Origin of the sequence: Achromobacter anxifer, from assembly GCF_903652925.1 — a bacterium.
GTDB classification, from domain to species: domain Bacteria; phylum Pseudomonadota; class Gammaproteobacteria; order Burkholderiales; family Burkholderiaceae_B; genus Achromobacter; species Achromobacter anxifer.
Window position 1 is genome coordinate 65,311 of record NZ_CAHLAR010000013.1, and the last position, 15,853, is coordinate 81,163.

Below are 15,853 nucleotides of genomic sequence, written 5' to 3' on the forward strand. Positions count from 1 at the left end.
CGTCATGATGCTTAAAACTCATACCCGCTTGATTCTTGCCGGCCTGCTGCTGCTTGCGATCCTGGCGCTGACCGCCTGCGCCAAGGACATCCCGGTCTATGTGCCGCCGCAGCAACGCCCCGTCGCTCCCGCCGAGCAACCCTGGGTTCCCGGCAATTTCCTGGCCCTGGCCTACCACGACGTGGAAGACGAGGACCCCGACCAGGGCTTTCTCAGCGTGCGCACCGACCGCTTGGCCGAACAGCTGGCCTGGCTGCGCGCCAACGGCTACCAGGCCGTGACCGTGGACCAGATCCTGGCCGCGCGCCAGGGCGGCAAGCCGCTGCCCGAACGCGCCGTGCTGCTGTCCTTCGACGACGGCTACCGCAGCTTCTACACCCGCGTGCTGCCGATCCTCAAAGCCTATCAATGGCCCGCGCTGCTGGCGCCGGTCGGCACCTGGATGGACACGCCAGCCAACCAGCGCGTGGACTTCGGCGGCAGCCCCGAGGACCGCAAGCGCTTCCTGAACTGGGACGAGATCCGCGAGATCTCGCGCTCCGGGCTGGTGGAGATCGCCGCCCACACCGACGCATCCCACTACGGCGCGCTGGCCAACCCGCAAGGCAATACCGAGCCTGCCGCCGCCATCCGCGCCTACAACGCGCAGACCCGCAGCTACGAGACCGAGGCGGAGTTCAACGCGCGCATGGGCCGCGACGTCGCCGCCATCACCGAAAAGATCCAGCGCGTCACCGGCAAGAAGCCACGCGTGTGGGTCTGGCCGTATGGCGCGGAAGGCGGCTCCACCCTGCGCATCACCGCCGAGCATGGCTACAAGCTCGCCCTGACGCTGGAGGACGGCCCCGGCCGCGTCGGCCGCCTGATGTCCACGCCGCGCCTGCTGCTGTCCAGCGACCCGGCGCTCAAGCCCTTCGCCAACAGCGTGGTCGGCATGGAGACCCAGCCTTTCATGCGCGTGGCGCACGTGGACCTGGACTACGTCTACGACCCGGACCCGGCGCAGACCGACCGCAACCTGGGCGCGCTGGTGCAGCGCATCCTGGACATGCAGATCAACACCGTGTTCCTGCAGGCCTATTCGGACCCCGTGGGCGATGGGCTGGTGAAGTCGGTCTACTTTCCCAACCGCTGGCTGCCCATGCGCGCCGACCTGTTCAACCGCGCGGCCTGGCAGTTGCACAACCGCGCCAACGTGATGGTCTACGCCTGGATGCCGGTCTTGTCGTTCGACCTGGACCCTGCCCTGCCGCGCGTCACGCGCTGGCAGGAAGGCCAGGCGCAGCCGGCGCCGGATCCCGACCAGTACCTCCGCCTGTCGCCGTTCGACGCCACGGTGCGCGCGCGCATCGGCGACCTGTACGAAGACCTGTCGCGCTACGCGATTTTCGACGGCATCCTGTTCCATGACGACGCGCTGCTGTCGGACTTCGAGGACGCCAGCCCCGGCGCGCTGGCCGCCTACCGGGCCGCGGGCCTGCCCGGCAGCATCGCCGAGCTGCGCGCGGATCCCGACACCCTGCAGCGCTGGACCCGCTACAAGAGCCGCGCCCTGGTGGACTTCACCGCCGAACTCACGCAGCGGGTGCGGGCGGTGCGCGGCCCGCAGATCAAGACGGCCCGCAACATCTTTGCCGAGCCGATCCTGAATCCCGGCAGCGAGACCTGGTTCGCGCAGAACCTGGACGACTTCCTCGGCGCCTATGACTGGACCGCGCCGATGGCGATGCCGCTGATGGAGAACGTGCCGGCCGGCCGCGAAAACGCCTGGCTGGACAGGCTGGTCGACGCCGTCGCCAAGCGCCCCGGGGCGCTGGACAAGACCGTCTTCGAACTGCAGGCCCGCGACTGGCGCACCGGCCCCGGCCGCCCAGAGGTCACGCCCGTCGACACCGCCGTGCTGGCCGGCTGGATGAAGCGGCTGCAACTGCGCGGCTCGCGCAGCTTCGGCTACTACCCCGACGATTTCTCGCAAGACCAGCCCCGGTTGCAAGGCATCCGGCCCGCCATCTCCGAAGCCTGGTACCCGATCAAATGATAGACCGACTGATTGCCCTGCTGATTCTCTGCGCGGTGCTTGGCGCGCCCTTCGGCTTCACCCTGATGCTGACTGGCGAGGCGCTCCTGGGCTTCGTGTTCTTCTACCCCCTGTTCATGTCCGGCATGTGGATGGCCGGCGGCATCTATTTCTGGTGGCATTGGGAACGGCACTGGAAATGGGGCAAGGACAGCCAGCCGCCGGTCCTGGCCGGCAATCCGCTGGTATCCATCCTGGTGCCCTGCTACAACGAGGCCGACAACGGCGAAGAGACCCTGCTGGCCGCGCTGGGCCAGAACTATCCGCATATCGAGGTCATCGCCATCAACGACGGCTCCAGCGACGGCACCGCCGACATGCTGGACCGCATGGCCGCCGCCCATCCGCGGCTGCGCGTGGTGCACCTGGCGCAGAACCAGGGCAAGGCCATGGCGCTGCGCATGGGCGCCATGGCGGCGCGCAGCGAGTACCTGGTCTGCATCGACGGCGACGCGATGCTGGATCCGAACGCGGCCGCCTACCTGGTGGCTCCGCTGATCGACAACCCGCGCGTGGGCGCCGTTACCGGCAACCCGCGCATCCGCACCCGCTCCACCATGATCGGACGGATCCAGGTCGGCGAGTTCTCTTCCATCATCGGCCTGATCAAGCGCACCCAGCGCGTCTACGGCCAGGTGTTCACGGTGTCCGGCGTCGTCGCCGCGTTCCGGCGCGTGGCGCTGGACCGCGTGGGCTACTGGAGCCTGGACATGATCACCGAGGACATCGACATCAGCTGGAAGCTGCAGCGCGACCACTGGTCGATCTTCTACGAGCCGCGCGGCCTGTGCTGGATCCTGATGCCCGAAACCCTGCGCGGGCTGTGGAAGCAGCGCCTGCGCTGGGCCCAGGGGGGCGCCGAAGTCTTCCTGAAGAACCTGCGTTCGATCTGGATCTGGCGCCACCGCCGGCTGTGGCCGCTGATGGCGGAGTTCTGCCTGTCCACCGCCTGGGCCTTCGCCTTCGGCGTGTCGGTGCTGCTCTGGGCGATCAGCCAGGTCGTCGCCCTGCCCAACAACATGCAGATCGCCAGCCTGATGCCGCCGGCCTTCACCGGCATGATGCTGGCGGTGGTCTGCCTGCTGCAATTCGTCGTCAGCATCCTGATCGACCGCCGCTACGAGCCGGGCCTGGCGCGCGCCTTGTACTGGGTCATCTGGTATCCGCTGGCCTTCTGGATGGTGAGCCTGTTCACCACCCTGGTCAGCTTCCCCAAGGTCATGCTCCGCAAGCAGGCCCGGCGCGCGCGCTGGACCAGCCCGGACCGGGGCATCAAATCGCCGGAGGCATCGTCATGATCATCACCACGCAACGTTCCCGCGCAGGCTATCTGTTCGACCTCATCCTGACCGCCATCGGCTGGTTCGCCTTCGTCTACCTGTTTGGCGCGGGCATCCTGGCCATCCTGCGCGCCGCGGCGGGCGGGCCGGAAGCCTCGCTGCTACCCGTGTTCCTGCCCACCGTGCACACGCTGTGGGGCTACGCCCTGCTGGCGCTGGTCAACGCCGGCGTGCTGGTGGCCTGGGCTATCTACAACCACCGCCGCTTCGGCGGCAAGGACCGCCGCAAGCCGATCAAGCCAGTGGGCGACCGCCGCGTGGCGGCGAGCTTCGCGATCACGCCGGCGCAGCTGGCGCAGGTGAGATCGGCCCGCACCTGCGTCATCCATCACGGCGCGGCCGGTGAAATCACCGGCATCGAGATGGGCCGCCCGCTGCTGAGCGCGGTGCAGGCGGGCTGACGCCCGCAGGGCGGAAAGGCCGGGACCCGCGTGGGGTCGCCGGCCTGGCGCCGCGCTCAGCGGCGCGCCTTCTCCACGTTCGGCAGCAGGATAGCCACCACGCCCAGCAGGGGCAGGTAGGCGCAGACCTGGTACACGTAGCCGATGCTGGTGGCGTCCGCCAGCTTGCCGAGCGCAGCGGCGCCCACGCCGCCCATGCCGAAGGCGAAGCCGAAGAACAGCCCGGCAATCATCCCCACCTTGCCCGGCACCAGCTCCTGCGCATAGACCACGATGGCCGAGAATGCGGAGGCCAGCACCATGCCGATGATCACCACCAGCACGCCGGTCCAGAGCAGGTTGGCGTAGGGCAGCAGCAGCGTGAACGGCGCCACGCCCAGGATCGACACCCAGATGACGATCTTGCGTCCGACTCGGTCGCCTATCGGACCGCCCACCACCGTGCCCACCGCCACGGCGGCCAGGAACAGGAACAGGTAGAGCTGGGCCTCGCGCACCGACAGCGCGAACTTGTCGATCAGGTAGAACGTGAAGTAGCTGTTCAGGCTGGCCAGGTAGAAATACTTGGAGAACACCAGCACGCCCAGCACCGCCAGCGCGCCCAGCACCTGGTTGCGCGACAGCCCGTTGCCGGCCCCCTCGCGCCGCGCGCGCGGCTTGAGGCGGACGCGGTTTGCGCTGTACCAGCGGCCGATGCCGGTCAGCACCACGATGCCGAACAGCGCCGCCAGCGAAAACCACGCCACGCTGCGCTGGCCGTGCGGAATGATGAACAACGCGGCCAACAGCGGCCCCAGGGCCGAGCCGACGTTGCCGCCCACCTGGAACAGCGACTGCGCCAGGCCGTGGCGCCCGCCGGACGCCATGCGCGCCACGCGCGATGATTCGGGGTGGAACACCGACGAACCCGTGCCCACCAGCACGGCGGCCACCAGCAGCCAACCGAAGGACGGCGCCATCGACAGGATCAGCAGGCCCACCAGGGTGAAGCCCATGCCCACCGGCAGCGAGTACGGCTTGGGGTTGCGGTCCGTGTAGAAGCCGATGAACGGTTGCAGCAACGAGGCCGCCAGCTGGTACACCAGCGTGATCAGGCCGATCTGCGCGAACGACAGGCTGAACGACTCCCGCAGCATGGGATAGATGGCCAGCAGGATCGACTGGATCATGTCGTTCATCAGGTGCGCCACGCTGATCGCGCCCAGCACCTTGAAGGCGGTGGACGGATCCGAGGAGGCGGCGGCGGGTGGAGCCGGGTTCGCGTCGGCGATGCCGGCGGCTGGGTTCTGGGCGGAAGTCATGGATGGCGGACGCGGAAATGGACGGACCCGGCACCGCGCCGGGAGCTGTGGACAGTGTAGGAATCCGGGCCGGGACCGATCTGCCAATTTCCATCGCCAAAGTGACAAAATAGAAGCATGGCGCTTGAGACGCCCTCCTCATCCTTAAGCCGGAAGTGACAAGCATGCCCGCCCGACTGCCTTTGCCCGACCCCGCCCGCAGCATCGACGCGCAGGACTACCAGGACCGCCCGCGCGCGGTGACGGCCATGGCCAAGGAGTTTCCGGCGGGCTCCCGGACCGGCACCCATTCCCATCCGCGCGCGCAACTGGTGTACGCGGTCGAAGGCGTCATGCGCGTCACCACGCCCAGCGGCCTGTGGGCCCTGCCGCCGCTGCGCGCGCTGTGGGTGCCGGCGGGCGTGCCGCATGGCGTGGACATGGTGGGCGCCGTGTCGATGCGCTCGCTCTACCTGCAGGCCCAGGCGGCCCGCGACTACTGGCCGCAATGCCAGGTGGTGGAAGTGAGTGGCCTGCTGCGCGAACTGATCCTGGCGCTGACCGCCGAACCCATCGACTACCCGCTCGGCGGCCGGGCCGAGCAGATCGCCGCCCTGCTGCTGTCCGAGCTGGCCGCCGCCCGCGTCGCGCCGCTGCAGATTCCCTGACCGCGCGACCGCCGCCTGCAGACCATCTGCACGGCTATCCTGGACGATCCCGGGCTGCAGCGCGGCATCGAGGACTGGGGCGACGAGGTCGGCGCCAGCGCCCGCACGCTGATCCGGCTGTTCCAGGCGGAGCTGGGGCTGAACTACCGGCAATGGGTGCAGCAGGTTCGGCTGGCGGACGCGGTGTGCCGGCTGTCGCAGGGCGTGCCGGTCGCGCGCATCGCCTCGGATCTGGGCTATCGCAGCGCCAGCGCCTTCTCGGCCATGTTCCACCGCGCCCTGGGCGTGCCTCCCCAGCGCTACCTGACCGCCCACTGACTCTGCAACCGGACTTGCCGTTTGTCACGGCGCGCAATACATTTCAGGGCGCCCCCGCGCTGCGCTGCCGCAACAAACCCGCGCCCGGCGTATGCTAGAACCTGTCCCTGTATTTTCCCGGCGTCCGCGCTGCCTCCGCCCCCCGGGCAAGTTTGGTTACCGAAACCTTATTGCTCCACGGGCGGTCTATAGCGTTCTGCCCTAGAATCGCCAGCAATGAGCACCCCCCAGCAATCCTCCGCCAACCCGGGCGGCAAACCGGGCTTCCCCTGGAAACGAATCCTGGTCAAGGCCGGCGTGGCCGCCGCCGGCGCCGCCGTGTGCGGCGCCGTCCTGCTCGGCCTTGCGCTGGCCCTGGCCTGGCCCAGCCTGCCCGACCTGCACGCCATGACCGACTACCGGCCGCGGGTGCCGCTGCGCATCTACACGGCGGACAAGGTCCTGATCGGCGAATACGGCGAAGAGCACCGCAACGTGCTGCGCTTCGACGAAATCCCGCCCGTGATGCGGCAGGCGGTGCTGGCGGCCGAGGACGACCGCTTCTACAGCCACGGCGGCGTGGACTGGATGGGCGTGGCGCGCGCGGTGCTGACCAACGTCGTCAAGGGCTCCAAGAGCCAGGGCGGCAGCACGATCACCATGCAAGTGGCGCGCAACTTCTACCTGTCGTCGGAAAAGACCTATTCGCGCAAGTTCTACGAGCTGCTGCTGACCTTCAAGATCGAATCCGAGCTCACCAAGGACCAGATCCTGGAGCTCTACATGAACCAGATCTACCTGGGCCACCGTGCCTATGGGTTCGCCGCCGCCTCGCGCACCTACCTGGGCAAGCCCCTGGCCGACGTCACGCCGGCGGAAGCCGCCATGCTCGCCGGTATCCCCAAGGCGCCGTCGCGCTTCAATCCCATCACCAATTTCCCGCGCGCCGAAATCCGCCAGCACTACGTGCTGGGCCGCATGAAGACGCTGGGCTATCTGACTCCCGAGCAGGCCGATGAAGCTCTCAAGCAGCGCCTGACCATCCGCGGGGCGGACGGTTCCAGCGCGCGCGGCTTCGCCATCCATGGCGACTATCCGGCCGAACTGGCCCGCCAGCTGATGTACGGCGTGTTCCAGGAAGAGACCTACTCCAAGGGCATCGACGTCTACACCACCATCGATTCCAAGGACCAGGAAGCCGCCTATCGCGCCGTGCGCGACGGCGTCATGGACTACACCCGCCGCGCCGTCTACCCCGGGCCGGAAGACCAGATCGAACTGCCCGACGGCGTCGAGAAGGACGCGACCGCGCTGGACGAGATCCTGGACGGCGTGCAGGAAAAAACGCCGGACAGCGAAGACCTGCTGACCGCCGTGGTGCTGGCCGCCAGCCCCACCGAAGTGACGCTGGCCCGCAGCGCGCGCGACATCATCACCATCTCCGACAAGAAGGCGCTGGCGGTCGTGGCCCGCGCCTTGAATCCCAAGGCCAGCGACAGCCAGCGCCTGCGCCGCGGTTCGGTGGTGTACATCCACAAGAACGGCGACGGCTGGGAAATCATCAACATGCCGGCCCTGCAAGCCGCGCTGGTCTCGATGGTGCCCCAGGACGGCGCCATCCGCGCCATGGTCGGCGGCTTCGACTACAACCGCGGCGGCTTCAACCGCGTGACGCAGGCCTGGCGCCAGCCCGGCTCCAACATCAAGCCCTTCGTCTACGCCGCGGCGCTGGAGCGCGGCCTGACGCCGGCCACGCAGATCTCGGACCAGCCCTTCATGCTGACCGCCGAGCAGACCGGCTCCAAGGCTTGGCAGCCCAAGAACGACGGCAACAAGTACGAGCCCATGCTGACCCTGCGCCAGGGCCTCATGCGTTCGAAGAACATGGTGTCGATCCGCATCCTGCAGGCCATCTCGCCGCAGTACGCCCAGGACTACCTGACCCGCTTCGGCTTCGACAAGTCGCGCTGGCCGGCCGTGCTGCCGCTGGCGCTGGGCGCGGGCGGCGCCACGCCGCTGCAGGTGGTCAACGGCTACAGCGTGTTCGCCAACGGCGGCTACCGCGTCACGCCCTATCTGGTGGACCGCGTCACCGACCGTTCCGGCAAGGTGCTGATGCAGGCGCAGCCGGTCGTCGCGGGCGACGAGCAGGCGCGCGCCATCGATCCCCGCACCGCCTGGGTCATGGACGACATCCTGCGCGGCGTCACGGTCAGCGGCACCGCCGCGCGCGCGCACCAGGTGCTCAAGCGCAACGATATCGGCGGCAAGACCGGCACCACCAACGATGCCGTGGACGTCTGGTTCTCGGGCTTCACGCCCAGTCTGGCGACCACCGTCTGGATGGGCTTCGACCAGCCCAAGTCGCTGGGCACCAACGAATTCGGCAGCGGCCTGGCCCTGAGCACCTGGCTGGACTACATGCAGCCTGCGCTCAAGGGCATCCCCGAAGCCAAGCCCGCGCCGCGGCCGGACGGCCTGATCGTGGACAACGGCGAATACTATTTCTCGGAATTCCCGCCGGGCCAGGCCGTGGCCTCGCTGGACCTGTCCTCGGGCGACGCGCTGACCGATTTCCTGAACAACAATCGCTCGACCGACGGCGTGGATACCTCGGTGAAGCCTCTGCAACAGCCCGGTGGCGCCGTGCCGCAGGACGGCTCCGTCCAGCCGCCCGTGGCGCTGCCCGTGCCTGTGCCGTCCGCCGGCGGCACGCCCGCCGCCAACCCGCCGGCGATCCCGCCCATTCCGGTACCGCGCGTGGAAGGCGATGCGCCCGCCCGCGCCAGCGCCGTCAGCGGCGTCGGCGCCCTGGCCGCGCGCCCGCTCTAGTCCCGCTTTGCGCCTGGCCGGGGAGGCCAGGCGCCCTTTCCCTTACTCCTGCTTCGCCTCCCAACCAGGCGCCCTTTCCCCTATTCCAGCTCCGCGAGTTCGGTCACGACCTCGCGCGGCCAGGCCTGCAGGGACTCCAGGTCCAGGAAAGTGAAGTAGCCGGCTTTCCAGCCCTCGGTATCGATGTGGTAGACGTTGCCCAGCAGCAGCGGCGCGGCGACCGGCGTATGCCCGGCCACCACCGCCCGCACCCCGCGGATGCCGGTGCGGTCCATCTGCCGCAGGCGGTCGCGCGACCACTGGCAGGCGGCGCTGGTGCGCTGGTAGCGGTCCTGCAGCGCGGATTCCAGCCGCGGCCAGAACAGCACCGGGCAATCGGCATGCAGCAGCCCCACGGCCCCGTCCCGGGTCTCGACCTCGATGGCGATGGGCAATTGGGCGAAGGCTTCCGCATAGACCTTCTGGCGCTCCGCGGGCAGGTCCAGGAACCAGCCGCCGCCATAGCCGCGCCAATTGTCCACGTCCACCCGGCCCGTGCGCACGTGGCGGATGGCGTAATCCTCGTGATTGCCCTGGACCGCGTAGAACCAGGGCCGCTCCAGCCAGTCGAGCACGGCCTCGTTTTCCGGGCCCCTGTCGACCAGGTCCCCCACGGAAAACAGGCGGTCCCTGGAAGGATCGAAGCCCAACTGGTCCAGGCTCGCCTGCAGGCGGGAAAAATGTCCATGCAGGTCGCCCACCGCGAAATCGCGGCCTAGCTCATTGCGCGGAACCTTCAGAAAACGCTGCTCCATGATGATCCGGAACTGACTCTGGTTGATGCTTGATCCCTCTTTTTAACCCGCTTTACCCCCACCCCAGCTTTCATCCCCGGCGCTACCGAGGTCAAAAATTTGATGACGCGAATCGAAATTATTCGCGATAATATTCAGCTTTGCCCCAACCCGTGCCTGCAAGGGCCGCGTCAACCGCCACCGCCCTCCCCATGACTGCCGCGTCCACCATCAAAACCTGGTACCTGGTCCACAAGTGGACCAGCCTGGTCTGCACGATCTTCCTGCTCATCATCTGCCTTACCGGCCTGCCGCTGGTGTTCCACCACGAAATCGAGCACTGGCTCGACGACGCCAAGCCGCTGTCGGACGTGCCCGCCTCGACGCCGCGCGCCAACATGGATCAGCTGGTCACCGGCGCCCGGGCCATGTACCCGGAGGAAGTCGTCGACTACCTGTTCTTCGACCCTGACGAGCCGCAGGTCTACGTGGGCATGGCGAAGAAACCCGGCGACGCCCTGGTGTCCGGCCACGCCGTGCGCATGGACGGGCGCACCGGCGACGTGCTGCTGGACGGCCCGCTCTACACGCAGGACAAGTTTTCCTTCATGGGCATCATGCTGGCGCTGCACGTGGACCTGTTCGCGGGCCTGCCCGGCGAACTGTTCCTGGGCTTCATGGGGCTGCTGTTCTGCGTCGCGATCGTGTCCGGCGTGGTGCTCTACGGCCCTTTCATGAAGAAGCTGGAATTCGGCACCGTGCGCGTCGCCCGCTCCACCCGCCTGAAATGGCTGGACCTGCACAACCTGCTGGGCATCGTGACGCTGGTCTGGGCCTTCGTGGTGGGCGTCACCGGCGTCATCAACGAGCTGTCCACGCCGCTGTTCCGCCTGTGGCAGTCCACCGAACTGGTGCGCATCCTGGAGCCCTACAAGGGCCAGGACGTGCCCACCCAACTGGCCTCTGCCCAGGGCGCCGCCGACACGGCCCGCAAGGCCATGCCCGACAGCGAGGTCTCGTTCATCGCCTTCCCCGGCAACGCCTTCGGCAGCCCCCACCATTACATCGTCTGGATGCGGGGCGACTCGCCGCTGACCTCGCGCCTGAACACGCCAGTCCTGGTGGACGCCAAGACCGGCGACCTGACCACCGTGGCCCGGATGCCCTGGTACCTGACCGCGCTGGAACTGTCCCGTCCGCTGCATTTCGGCGACTACGCCGGCATGCCGCTGAAGATCATCTGGGCGCTGCTGGACGTCATCACCATCATTGTCCTGATCAGCGGCCTCTATCTCTGGCTCGCCCGGCGCCGCGCCACCGAGGCGCGCATCGCCGAGCTGGTGCGCAAGCACGAGGCAGCCGCCCTTCCGAAAAGGACTCCCGCATGAGCAAGACGACCCGCGGTTTCATGTTTGTCTGGGGCGCCCCGCTGCTGCTGGGAGTACTCAGCGTGTTCGGCCTGATGGCCGCCCTGCTCGGCACCGGCGCCTGGCACTGGGCGTCCTGGACGGCCCTGGCCATCCTGCTGGGCGTCATCGCGCGCTACTGGCTGTTCCCGCTGAAGCCGTAGCGCGCGGCGTGCAGCGCCTTATTTGCCGAACTTTTCCGGGTCCGGCCCCAGGCGCGCGCCTTCCTTGATGCCGTCGATGGCGGCCATGTCCGCCGCTGACAGTTCAAAGTCGAAGACGTCGATGTTCTCGCGGATGCGGGCCGGCGTCACCGACTTCGGGATCACGATCAGATCGCTCTGCAGATGCCAGCGCAAGGTCACCTGGGCGGGCGATTTACCGTATTTCCGCGCCAGATCCACGATGACCTTTTCCTTGGCGACGCCGCCCTGGGCCAGCGGGCTCCACGATTCCGTGGCAATGCCATGCTTGGCATGGAAGGCCCTCAGCGCGCGCTGGGTGAAGCCGGGATGCAGCTCGATCTGGTTGACCGCAGGCGTCACGCCCGACGCGTCGATCAGTTGCTCCAGGTTGGCCTGGGTGAAGTTGGACACCCCGATGGAGCGCGCGCGGCCGTCTTCCTTCATTTCGATCATGGCCTTCCAGGCGTCCAGGAACTTGGCGCTGCCCGCGACGGGCCAGTGGATCAGGTAGAGGTCCACATATGCCAGGCCCAGCTTCTCCAGGCTTTCGTCCATGGCCTTGTGGGCGTCGTCGTAGCCGTGCCGGTCGTTCCAGAGCTTGGTCGTGATGTACAGGTCCTTGCGCGCCACGCCGGCCGCTCGCAGGCCCGCGCCGACGCCAGCCTCGTTGCCGTAGATGGCGGCGGTGTCCACCGAGCGGTAGCCCGCCGCCAACGCCTCTTTCACACTGGCGGCCGCCTGATCGTCCGGCACCTGCCAGACGCCCAGGCCCAGCTGCGGGATCTTGCCGCCGTCGTTCAACTTCACTGCGGGTACTTTCGCCATAAGACCCTCCGTAGCTTGCAACGCGACGTCCGCGCGGCGAATATGCGCCGGGTCGCGCAACCAAGGGGCAGCCAGGCTCGATCCTTGGTTGGACAGTAAAAAACGGGCCCGCCAGGCTGCGCCCGTAACGCCATGCCGGATTGAAAACCCCCGGGAGAGGTCCACGCATCCCAGGGGTCATGAGGCCGATATTACCTCCAAGGCCGCGTATTGCTTGAATGTCCTTCCACGAAGCAGGCAATCCGCCCCTGCCAGGGCCCTTCGGCGGACAATACCGGCTGTATCCGATAATGCGCTTCCGACGGCCTGCCGGCCATGCATAACCCACCCGGCCCTGACCATGAATGCTCCTGAAACGCGGTCCAAGCCCCGCGGCGGTTTCTCCACCCTGCGGACCCTGTTTCCCTATCTCTGGCCCCCCGGCGAAACCGGCCTGAAGGTCCGCGTGGTCGCAGCCCTGCTGTGCCTGTTCGCGGCCAAGGGCGCCACGGTCTACGTTCCCCTGCTGTACAAACAGGCCATCGACGAACTGGGCCAGGGCTCGCCCGGCGCCGTCACGGTGCCGCTGGGCCTGATCCTGGCCTACGGCACGGCCCGGGTGCTATCGCTGCTGTTCTCGGAGCTGCGCGACGCCATCTTCGCGCGGGTCGGCCAGCACGCCATCCGCGCGGTGGGCCTGCAGGTCTTCCGCCACCTGCACGCGCTGGCGCTGCGCTTTCACCTGACGCGCCAGACCGGCGGCCTGAACCGCGCCATCGAACGCGGCACCAAGGGCATCCAGACGCTGCTGTCGTTCCTGCTCTTCAGCATCCTGCCGACCTTCTTCGAGATCGGGCTGGTCTGCATCGTGCTCTGGAAGATGTTCGACATCTGGCTGGCGCTGGCCACCGGCGCCACCGTCACGCTGTACATGGCGTACACGCTGCTCGTCACGGAGTGGCGCGCCAAGTTCCGGCGCCAGATGAACGAGACCGACTCCGAGGCCAACACTAAGGCCATCGAGAGCCTGCTGAACTACGAGACAGTCAAGTACTTCGGCAACGAGGAGCACGAGGCGCGCCGCTACGACGCGTCGCTGACCCGCTACGAGCGCGCCGCCGTTCGCAGCCAGGTCAGCCTGTCGATCCTCAACATCGGCCAGGCCGCCATCATCTCGGTGGGCCTCACCCTGGTCATGTGGATGGCCGCCACCGGCATCGCCGAGGGCCGCTACACGCTGGGGGACTTCGTGCTGGTCAACACCTACCTGCTGCAGCTGTACCAGCCGCTGAGCTTCTTCGGCTTCGTCTACCGCGAAATCAAGCAGGCCATCATCGACATGGAACGCATGTTCGAACTGCTGGGCCAGGACCGCGAAGTGGCCGACAGCCCGGACGCCCAACCCCTGCGCGTGGCGGGCGGCGAGGTGGAATTCCGCGACGTGCATTTCGGCTACGATCCGCGCCGGCCCATCCTGAAGGGCGTCAGCTTCACCATCCCGGCCGGCCGGACCGTGGCCGTGGTCGGCACCTCCGGCGCGGGCAAATCGACGATCGCGCGCCTGCTGTTCCGCTTCTACGACGCGGACGGCGGCGCGATCCTGATCGACGGCCAGGACGTGCGCAATGTCACCCAGGCCAGCCTGCGGGCCGCGATCGGCGTCGTGCCGCAGGACACGGTGCTGTTCAACGACACCATCCTCTACAACATCGGCTACGGACGCCCGGGCGCCACGGACGGCGAAATCCAGGCCGCGGCGCGCCTGGCGCACATCCACGACCTGATCATGGCCATGCCCGACGGCTACCAGACCATGGTGGGCGAACGCGGGCTGAAACTGTCCGGCGGCGAAAAACAGCGCGTGGCGATCGCCCGCACCATCCTGAAGGACCCGGCCATCTTCCTGTTCGACGAGGCCACCAGCGCGCTGGACACCCATACGGAACGCGAAATCCAAACCAATCTGCGCGAAGTCAGCCAGGGCCGCAGCACCCTGATCATCGCCCACCGCCTGTCCACCGTGGCCGACGCGGACGAGATCATCGTGCTGGCCGATGGCCGCATCATCGAACGCGGCCGCCATCCGCAGCTGCTGGCGCATGGCGGCGTCTATGCCGGCATGTGGGCGCGGCAGCAGGAAGGCGCCCAGGCCGGCGCGCCGGATTGACAAGCCCGGCGCCCTGCCCGAACATCGCACCCTTTTGCATTCCAGGCCTCCCATGCAGGATCAGAACCCCGCCCCCGCCATTCGCGTCTGCGCGTCGGCCGAGCTCGCCAACGGCGGCCTGGGCGTGAAAATCCCCGTGTCCGACGCCGCAGGCCGGACCACGGCCTTCTTCGTGCGCTACCAGGACCGCGTGCACGGCTATCTCAACCGCTGCGCCCACGTGGGCGTGGAACTGGACTGGGAAGGCAGCTTCTTCACCCGGGCCGGCGACCTGATCATGTGCGCGCGCCACGGCGCGACCTACCAGCCGGACACCGGCCTGTGCGTGGGCGGCCCCTGCAAGAACGGCCGCCTGACCGCGCTGGCGGTCGAGGAACGCGACGGCGCCGTCTACTGGCAGCCCGCCGGCAAGATCCGTCCGCTGGCGGACGCGGACGCCGGCCAGGCCTGATTCGGGAGGCGCTGGCTTCGCTGGCCCAGTCCAGCCCCACACCCTGCCCCGATCCGCGCGGGCATCAGGCTGGTGGCCGCGCTAGGCGCCGGCCACCGCCACTTCCGCAGCCAGCTGCCTTTCCGCGTAGCGGCGGGCCAGCACGGCGCAGACCATCAGCTGCATCTGGTGGAAGATCATCAGCGGCAGCACCACCACGCCCATCTGCGAGGTGCCGAACAGCACCGTGGCCAGCGGAATGCCCGAGGCCAGCGACTTCTTCGAGCCGCAGAACACCAGCGTGATCTCGTTCTCCTTGGACAGTCCCAGCTTGCGGCTGCCCCAGGTCGTGATCAGCAGCACCGCACCCAGCAACAGACCGTTGACCAGCACCATGGTGGCCAGGTCCAGCGGCGGGAAGGCGTGCCAGATGCCCTGCGCCACCGCCTCGCTGAACGCGGTATAGACGGCCAGCAGGATCGAACTGCGGTCCACCTTGGACAGGGTGCGGCTGTTGCGTTGCGCCCAGGCGCCGATCCAGGGCCGCAGCAGGCTGCCCACCGCGAACGGCAGCAACAGTTGCAGCAGGATGCGGCCGGCGTCGGCCAAGCCATGCCCGCCGCCCTGACGGTGCAGCAGCACCGCCACCAGCAGCGGCGTCAGCACGGTGCCCAGCAGGTTGGACGCGGTGGCGGCGCAGATCGCCCCCGGCACATTGCCGCGCGCCATGGAGGTGAAGGCGATCGACGACTGCACGGTGGAAGACAGCGTGCAGACGAACAGCACGCCCAGCCACAGCGACGGCGTCAGGAGGCCGGGAAACAGCGCCCGCAGCCCCAGGCCCAGCGCGGGAAAGAGCAGGAAGGTGCAGGCCAGGATCAGCGCATGCAGGCGCACGTCCTTCACGCCGGCCACGATCGCGTCGGTGGAAAGGCGGGCGCCGTGCAGGAAGAACAGCAGCGAAATGGCGATGTTGCTGGCCACGGTCATGAACGCCGCGCCCTTGCCCACGGCGGGGAAGAAACTGGCGAAGACCACCGTGGCGATCAGGATCAGCGTGAATTGGTCGGGCAGGAAGCGGCGCATGGCGGGGGCGTGTACACAAGAATGGAAGCCTTGCGCAGGCTCCCGGGTTTCCCTAAGGCATGCCGAAAACTATAGGCGCGCCCCTTGCCATCGTGAAGACCGCTAGG

Annotated in this window: 12 protein-coding genes and 1 pseudogene; 9 read left to right on the forward strand and 4 right to left on the reverse strand. The window is 68.0% G+C overall.

Translation table 11 applies throughout. The features are described from left to right. The first annotated feature begins 4 nt into the window (after window positions 1-4). Genes pgaB through pgaD form a run of 3 tightly spaced genes read left to right on the forward strand, consistent with a single transcriptional unit; the run spans window position 5 to window position 3,818 of the window. Complete coding sequence (pgaB, locus tag HWY37_RS29775; RefSeq protein ID WP_176090474.1) at window positions 5-2,038, forward strand: poly-beta-1,6-N-acetyl-D-glucosamine N-deacetylase PgaB; 2,034 nt, start codon at window positions 5-7, stop codon at window positions 2,036-2,038. Next, window positions 2,035-3,375 carry a poly-beta-1,6-N-acetyl-D-glucosamine synthase gene (gene pgaC / locus HWY37_RS29780; protein WP_176090475.1) on the forward strand — a complete coding sequence of 447 codons (1,341 nt, stop codon included), beginning with the start codon at window positions 2,035-2,037 and terminating at the stop codon, window positions 3,373-3,375. Before pgaB ends, pgaC begins: the two co-directional genes overlap by 4 nt. Further along, complete coding sequence (gene pgaD, locus HWY37_RS29785; protein WP_175207279.1) at window positions 3,372-3,818, forward strand: poly-beta-1,6-N-acetyl-D-glucosamine biosynthesis protein PgaD; 447 nt, start codon at window positions 3,372-3,374, stop codon at window positions 3,816-3,818. The genes pgaC and pgaD overlap by 4 nt, the downstream gene beginning before the upstream one ends. Window positions 3,819-3,874: 56 nt before the next feature. On the opposite strand, the gene HWY37_RS29790 is transcribed toward pgaD, so the two are convergent. Next, window positions 3,875-5,119: an MFS transporter gene (locus HWY37_RS29790; protein ID WP_176090476.1), complete on the reverse strand. Its 1,245-nt coding sequence runs from the start codon at window positions 5,117-5,119 to the stop codon at window positions 3,875-3,877. Between the two features lie 164 nt (window positions 5,120-5,283). Here HWY37_RS29790 and HWY37_RS29795 point away from each other — a divergent pair. Next, window positions 5,284-6,084: pseudogene (locus HWY37_RS29795) on the forward strand (AraC family transcriptional regulator). A 216-nt stretch (window positions 6,085-6,300) separates the two neighbouring features. Continuing rightward, window positions 6,301-8,895: a penicillin-binding protein 1A gene (locus HWY37_RS29800; protein WP_176090477.1), complete on the forward strand. Its 2,595-nt coding sequence runs from the start codon at window positions 6,301-6,303 to the stop codon at window positions 8,893-8,895. Between the two features lie 80 nt (window positions 8,896-8,975). Here the strand turns inward: HWY37_RS29800 and HWY37_RS29805 are convergent, their stop codons facing one another. Continuing rightward, entirely contained in the window at window positions 8,976-9,689 is a 714-nt protein-coding gene (locus tag HWY37_RS29805) for a metallophosphoesterase (protein ID WP_176090478.1), read from the reverse strand. Window positions 9,690-9,880: 191 nt separating this feature from the next. Between HWY37_RS29805 and HWY37_RS29810 the strand changes: the two genes are divergently transcribed. Continuing rightward, window positions 9,881-11,056 carry a PepSY-associated TM helix domain-containing protein gene (locus HWY37_RS29810; RefSeq protein WP_176090479.1) on the forward strand — a complete coding sequence of 392 codons (1,176 nt, stop codon included), beginning with the start codon at window positions 9,881-9,883 and terminating at the stop codon, window positions 11,054-11,056. After that, a complete protein-coding gene (locus HWY37_RS29815) occupies window positions 11,053-11,238 on the forward strand; it encodes a hypothetical protein (protein ID WP_175207273.1) in 186 nt (61 codons plus the stop codon). Before HWY37_RS29810 ends, HWY37_RS29815 begins: the two co-directional genes overlap by 4 nt. Before the next feature lie 18 nt (window positions 11,239-11,256). Here the strand turns inward: HWY37_RS29815 and HWY37_RS29820 are convergent, their stop codons facing one another. Continuing rightward, complete coding sequence (locus tag HWY37_RS29820) at window positions 11,257-12,084, reverse strand: aldo/keto reductase (protein ID WP_175207272.1); 828 nt, start codon at window positions 12,082-12,084, stop codon at window positions 11,257-11,259. 340 nt (window positions 12,085-12,424) lie between these two features. Here HWY37_RS29820 and HWY37_RS29825 point away from each other — a divergent pair, with 340 nt between their 5' ends. Together HWY37_RS29825 and HWY37_RS29830 are read left to right on the forward strand one after the other, a co-directional pair. Then, window positions 12,425-14,230 (forward strand): ABCB family ABC transporter ATP-binding protein/permease, encoded by a 1,806-nt coding sequence (locus tag HWY37_RS29825; RefSeq protein ID WP_176090480.1) that lies wholly within the window; start codon window positions 12,425-12,427, stop codon window positions 14,228-14,230. A 52-nt stretch (window positions 14,231-14,282) separates the two neighbouring features. Then, window positions 14,283-14,681: a Rieske (2Fe-2S) protein gene (locus HWY37_RS29830; protein WP_175207270.1), complete on the forward strand. Its 399-nt coding sequence runs from the start codon at window positions 14,283-14,285 to the stop codon at window positions 14,679-14,681. A gap of 81 nt (window positions 14,682-14,762) precedes the next feature. Here HWY37_RS29830 and HWY37_RS29835 read toward each other — a convergent pair whose 3' ends face one another. Continuing rightward, window positions 14,763-15,746 carry a bile acid:sodium symporter family protein gene (locus tag HWY37_RS29835; RefSeq protein WP_175207269.1) on the reverse strand — a complete coding sequence of 328 codons (984 nt, stop codon included), beginning with the start codon at window positions 15,744-15,746 and terminating at the stop codon, window positions 14,763-14,765. Between the last annotated feature and the right edge of the window lie 107 nt (window positions 15,747-15,853).

Excerpts from the sequence above, each read along its gene's own strand:
- pgaB (WP_176090474.1), top strand. The coding sequence starts at position 5 with ATGATGCTTAAAACTCATACCCGCTTGATTCTTGCCGGCCTGCTGCTG.
- pgaC (WP_176090475.1), top strand. The coding sequence starts at position 2,035 with ATGATAGACCGACTGATTGCCCTGCTGATTCTCTGCGCGGTGCTTGGC.
- pgaD (WP_175207279.1), top strand. The coding sequence starts at position 3,372 with ATGATCATCACCACGCAACGTTCCCGCGCAGGCTATCTGTTCGACCTC.
- HWY37_RS29790 (WP_176090476.1), bottom strand. The coding sequence starts at position 5,119 with ATGACTTCCGCCCAGAACCCAGCCGCCGGCATCGCCGACGCGAACCCG.
- HWY37_RS29800 (WP_176090477.1), top strand. The coding sequence starts at position 6,301 with ATGAGCACCCCCCAGCAATCCTCCGCCAACCCGGGCGGCAAACCGGGC.
- HWY37_RS29805 (WP_176090478.1), bottom strand. The coding sequence starts at position 9,689 with ATGGAGCAGCGTTTTCTGAAGGTTCCGCGCAATGAGCTAGGCCGCGAT.
- HWY37_RS29810 (WP_176090479.1), top strand. The coding sequence starts at position 9,881 with ATGACTGCCGCGTCCACCATCAAAACCTGGTACCTGGTCCACAAGTGG.
- HWY37_RS29815 (WP_175207273.1), top strand. The coding sequence starts at position 11,053 with ATGAGCAAGACGACCCGCGGTTTCATGTTTGTCTGGGGCGCCCCGCTG.
- HWY37_RS29820 (WP_175207272.1), bottom strand. The coding sequence starts at position 12,084 with ATGGCGAAAGTACCCGCAGTGAAGTTGAACGACGGCGGCAAGATCCCG.
- HWY37_RS29825 (WP_176090480.1), top strand. The coding sequence starts at position 12,425 with ATGAATGCTCCTGAAACGCGGTCCAAGCCCCGCGGCGGTTTCTCCACC.
- HWY37_RS29830 (WP_175207270.1), top strand. The coding sequence starts at position 14,283 with ATGCAGGATCAGAACCCCGCCCCCGCCATTCGCGTCTGCGCGTCGGCC.
- HWY37_RS29835 (WP_175207269.1), bottom strand. The coding sequence starts at position 15,746 with ATGCGCCGCTTCCTGCCCGACCAATTCACGCTGATCCTGATCGCCACG.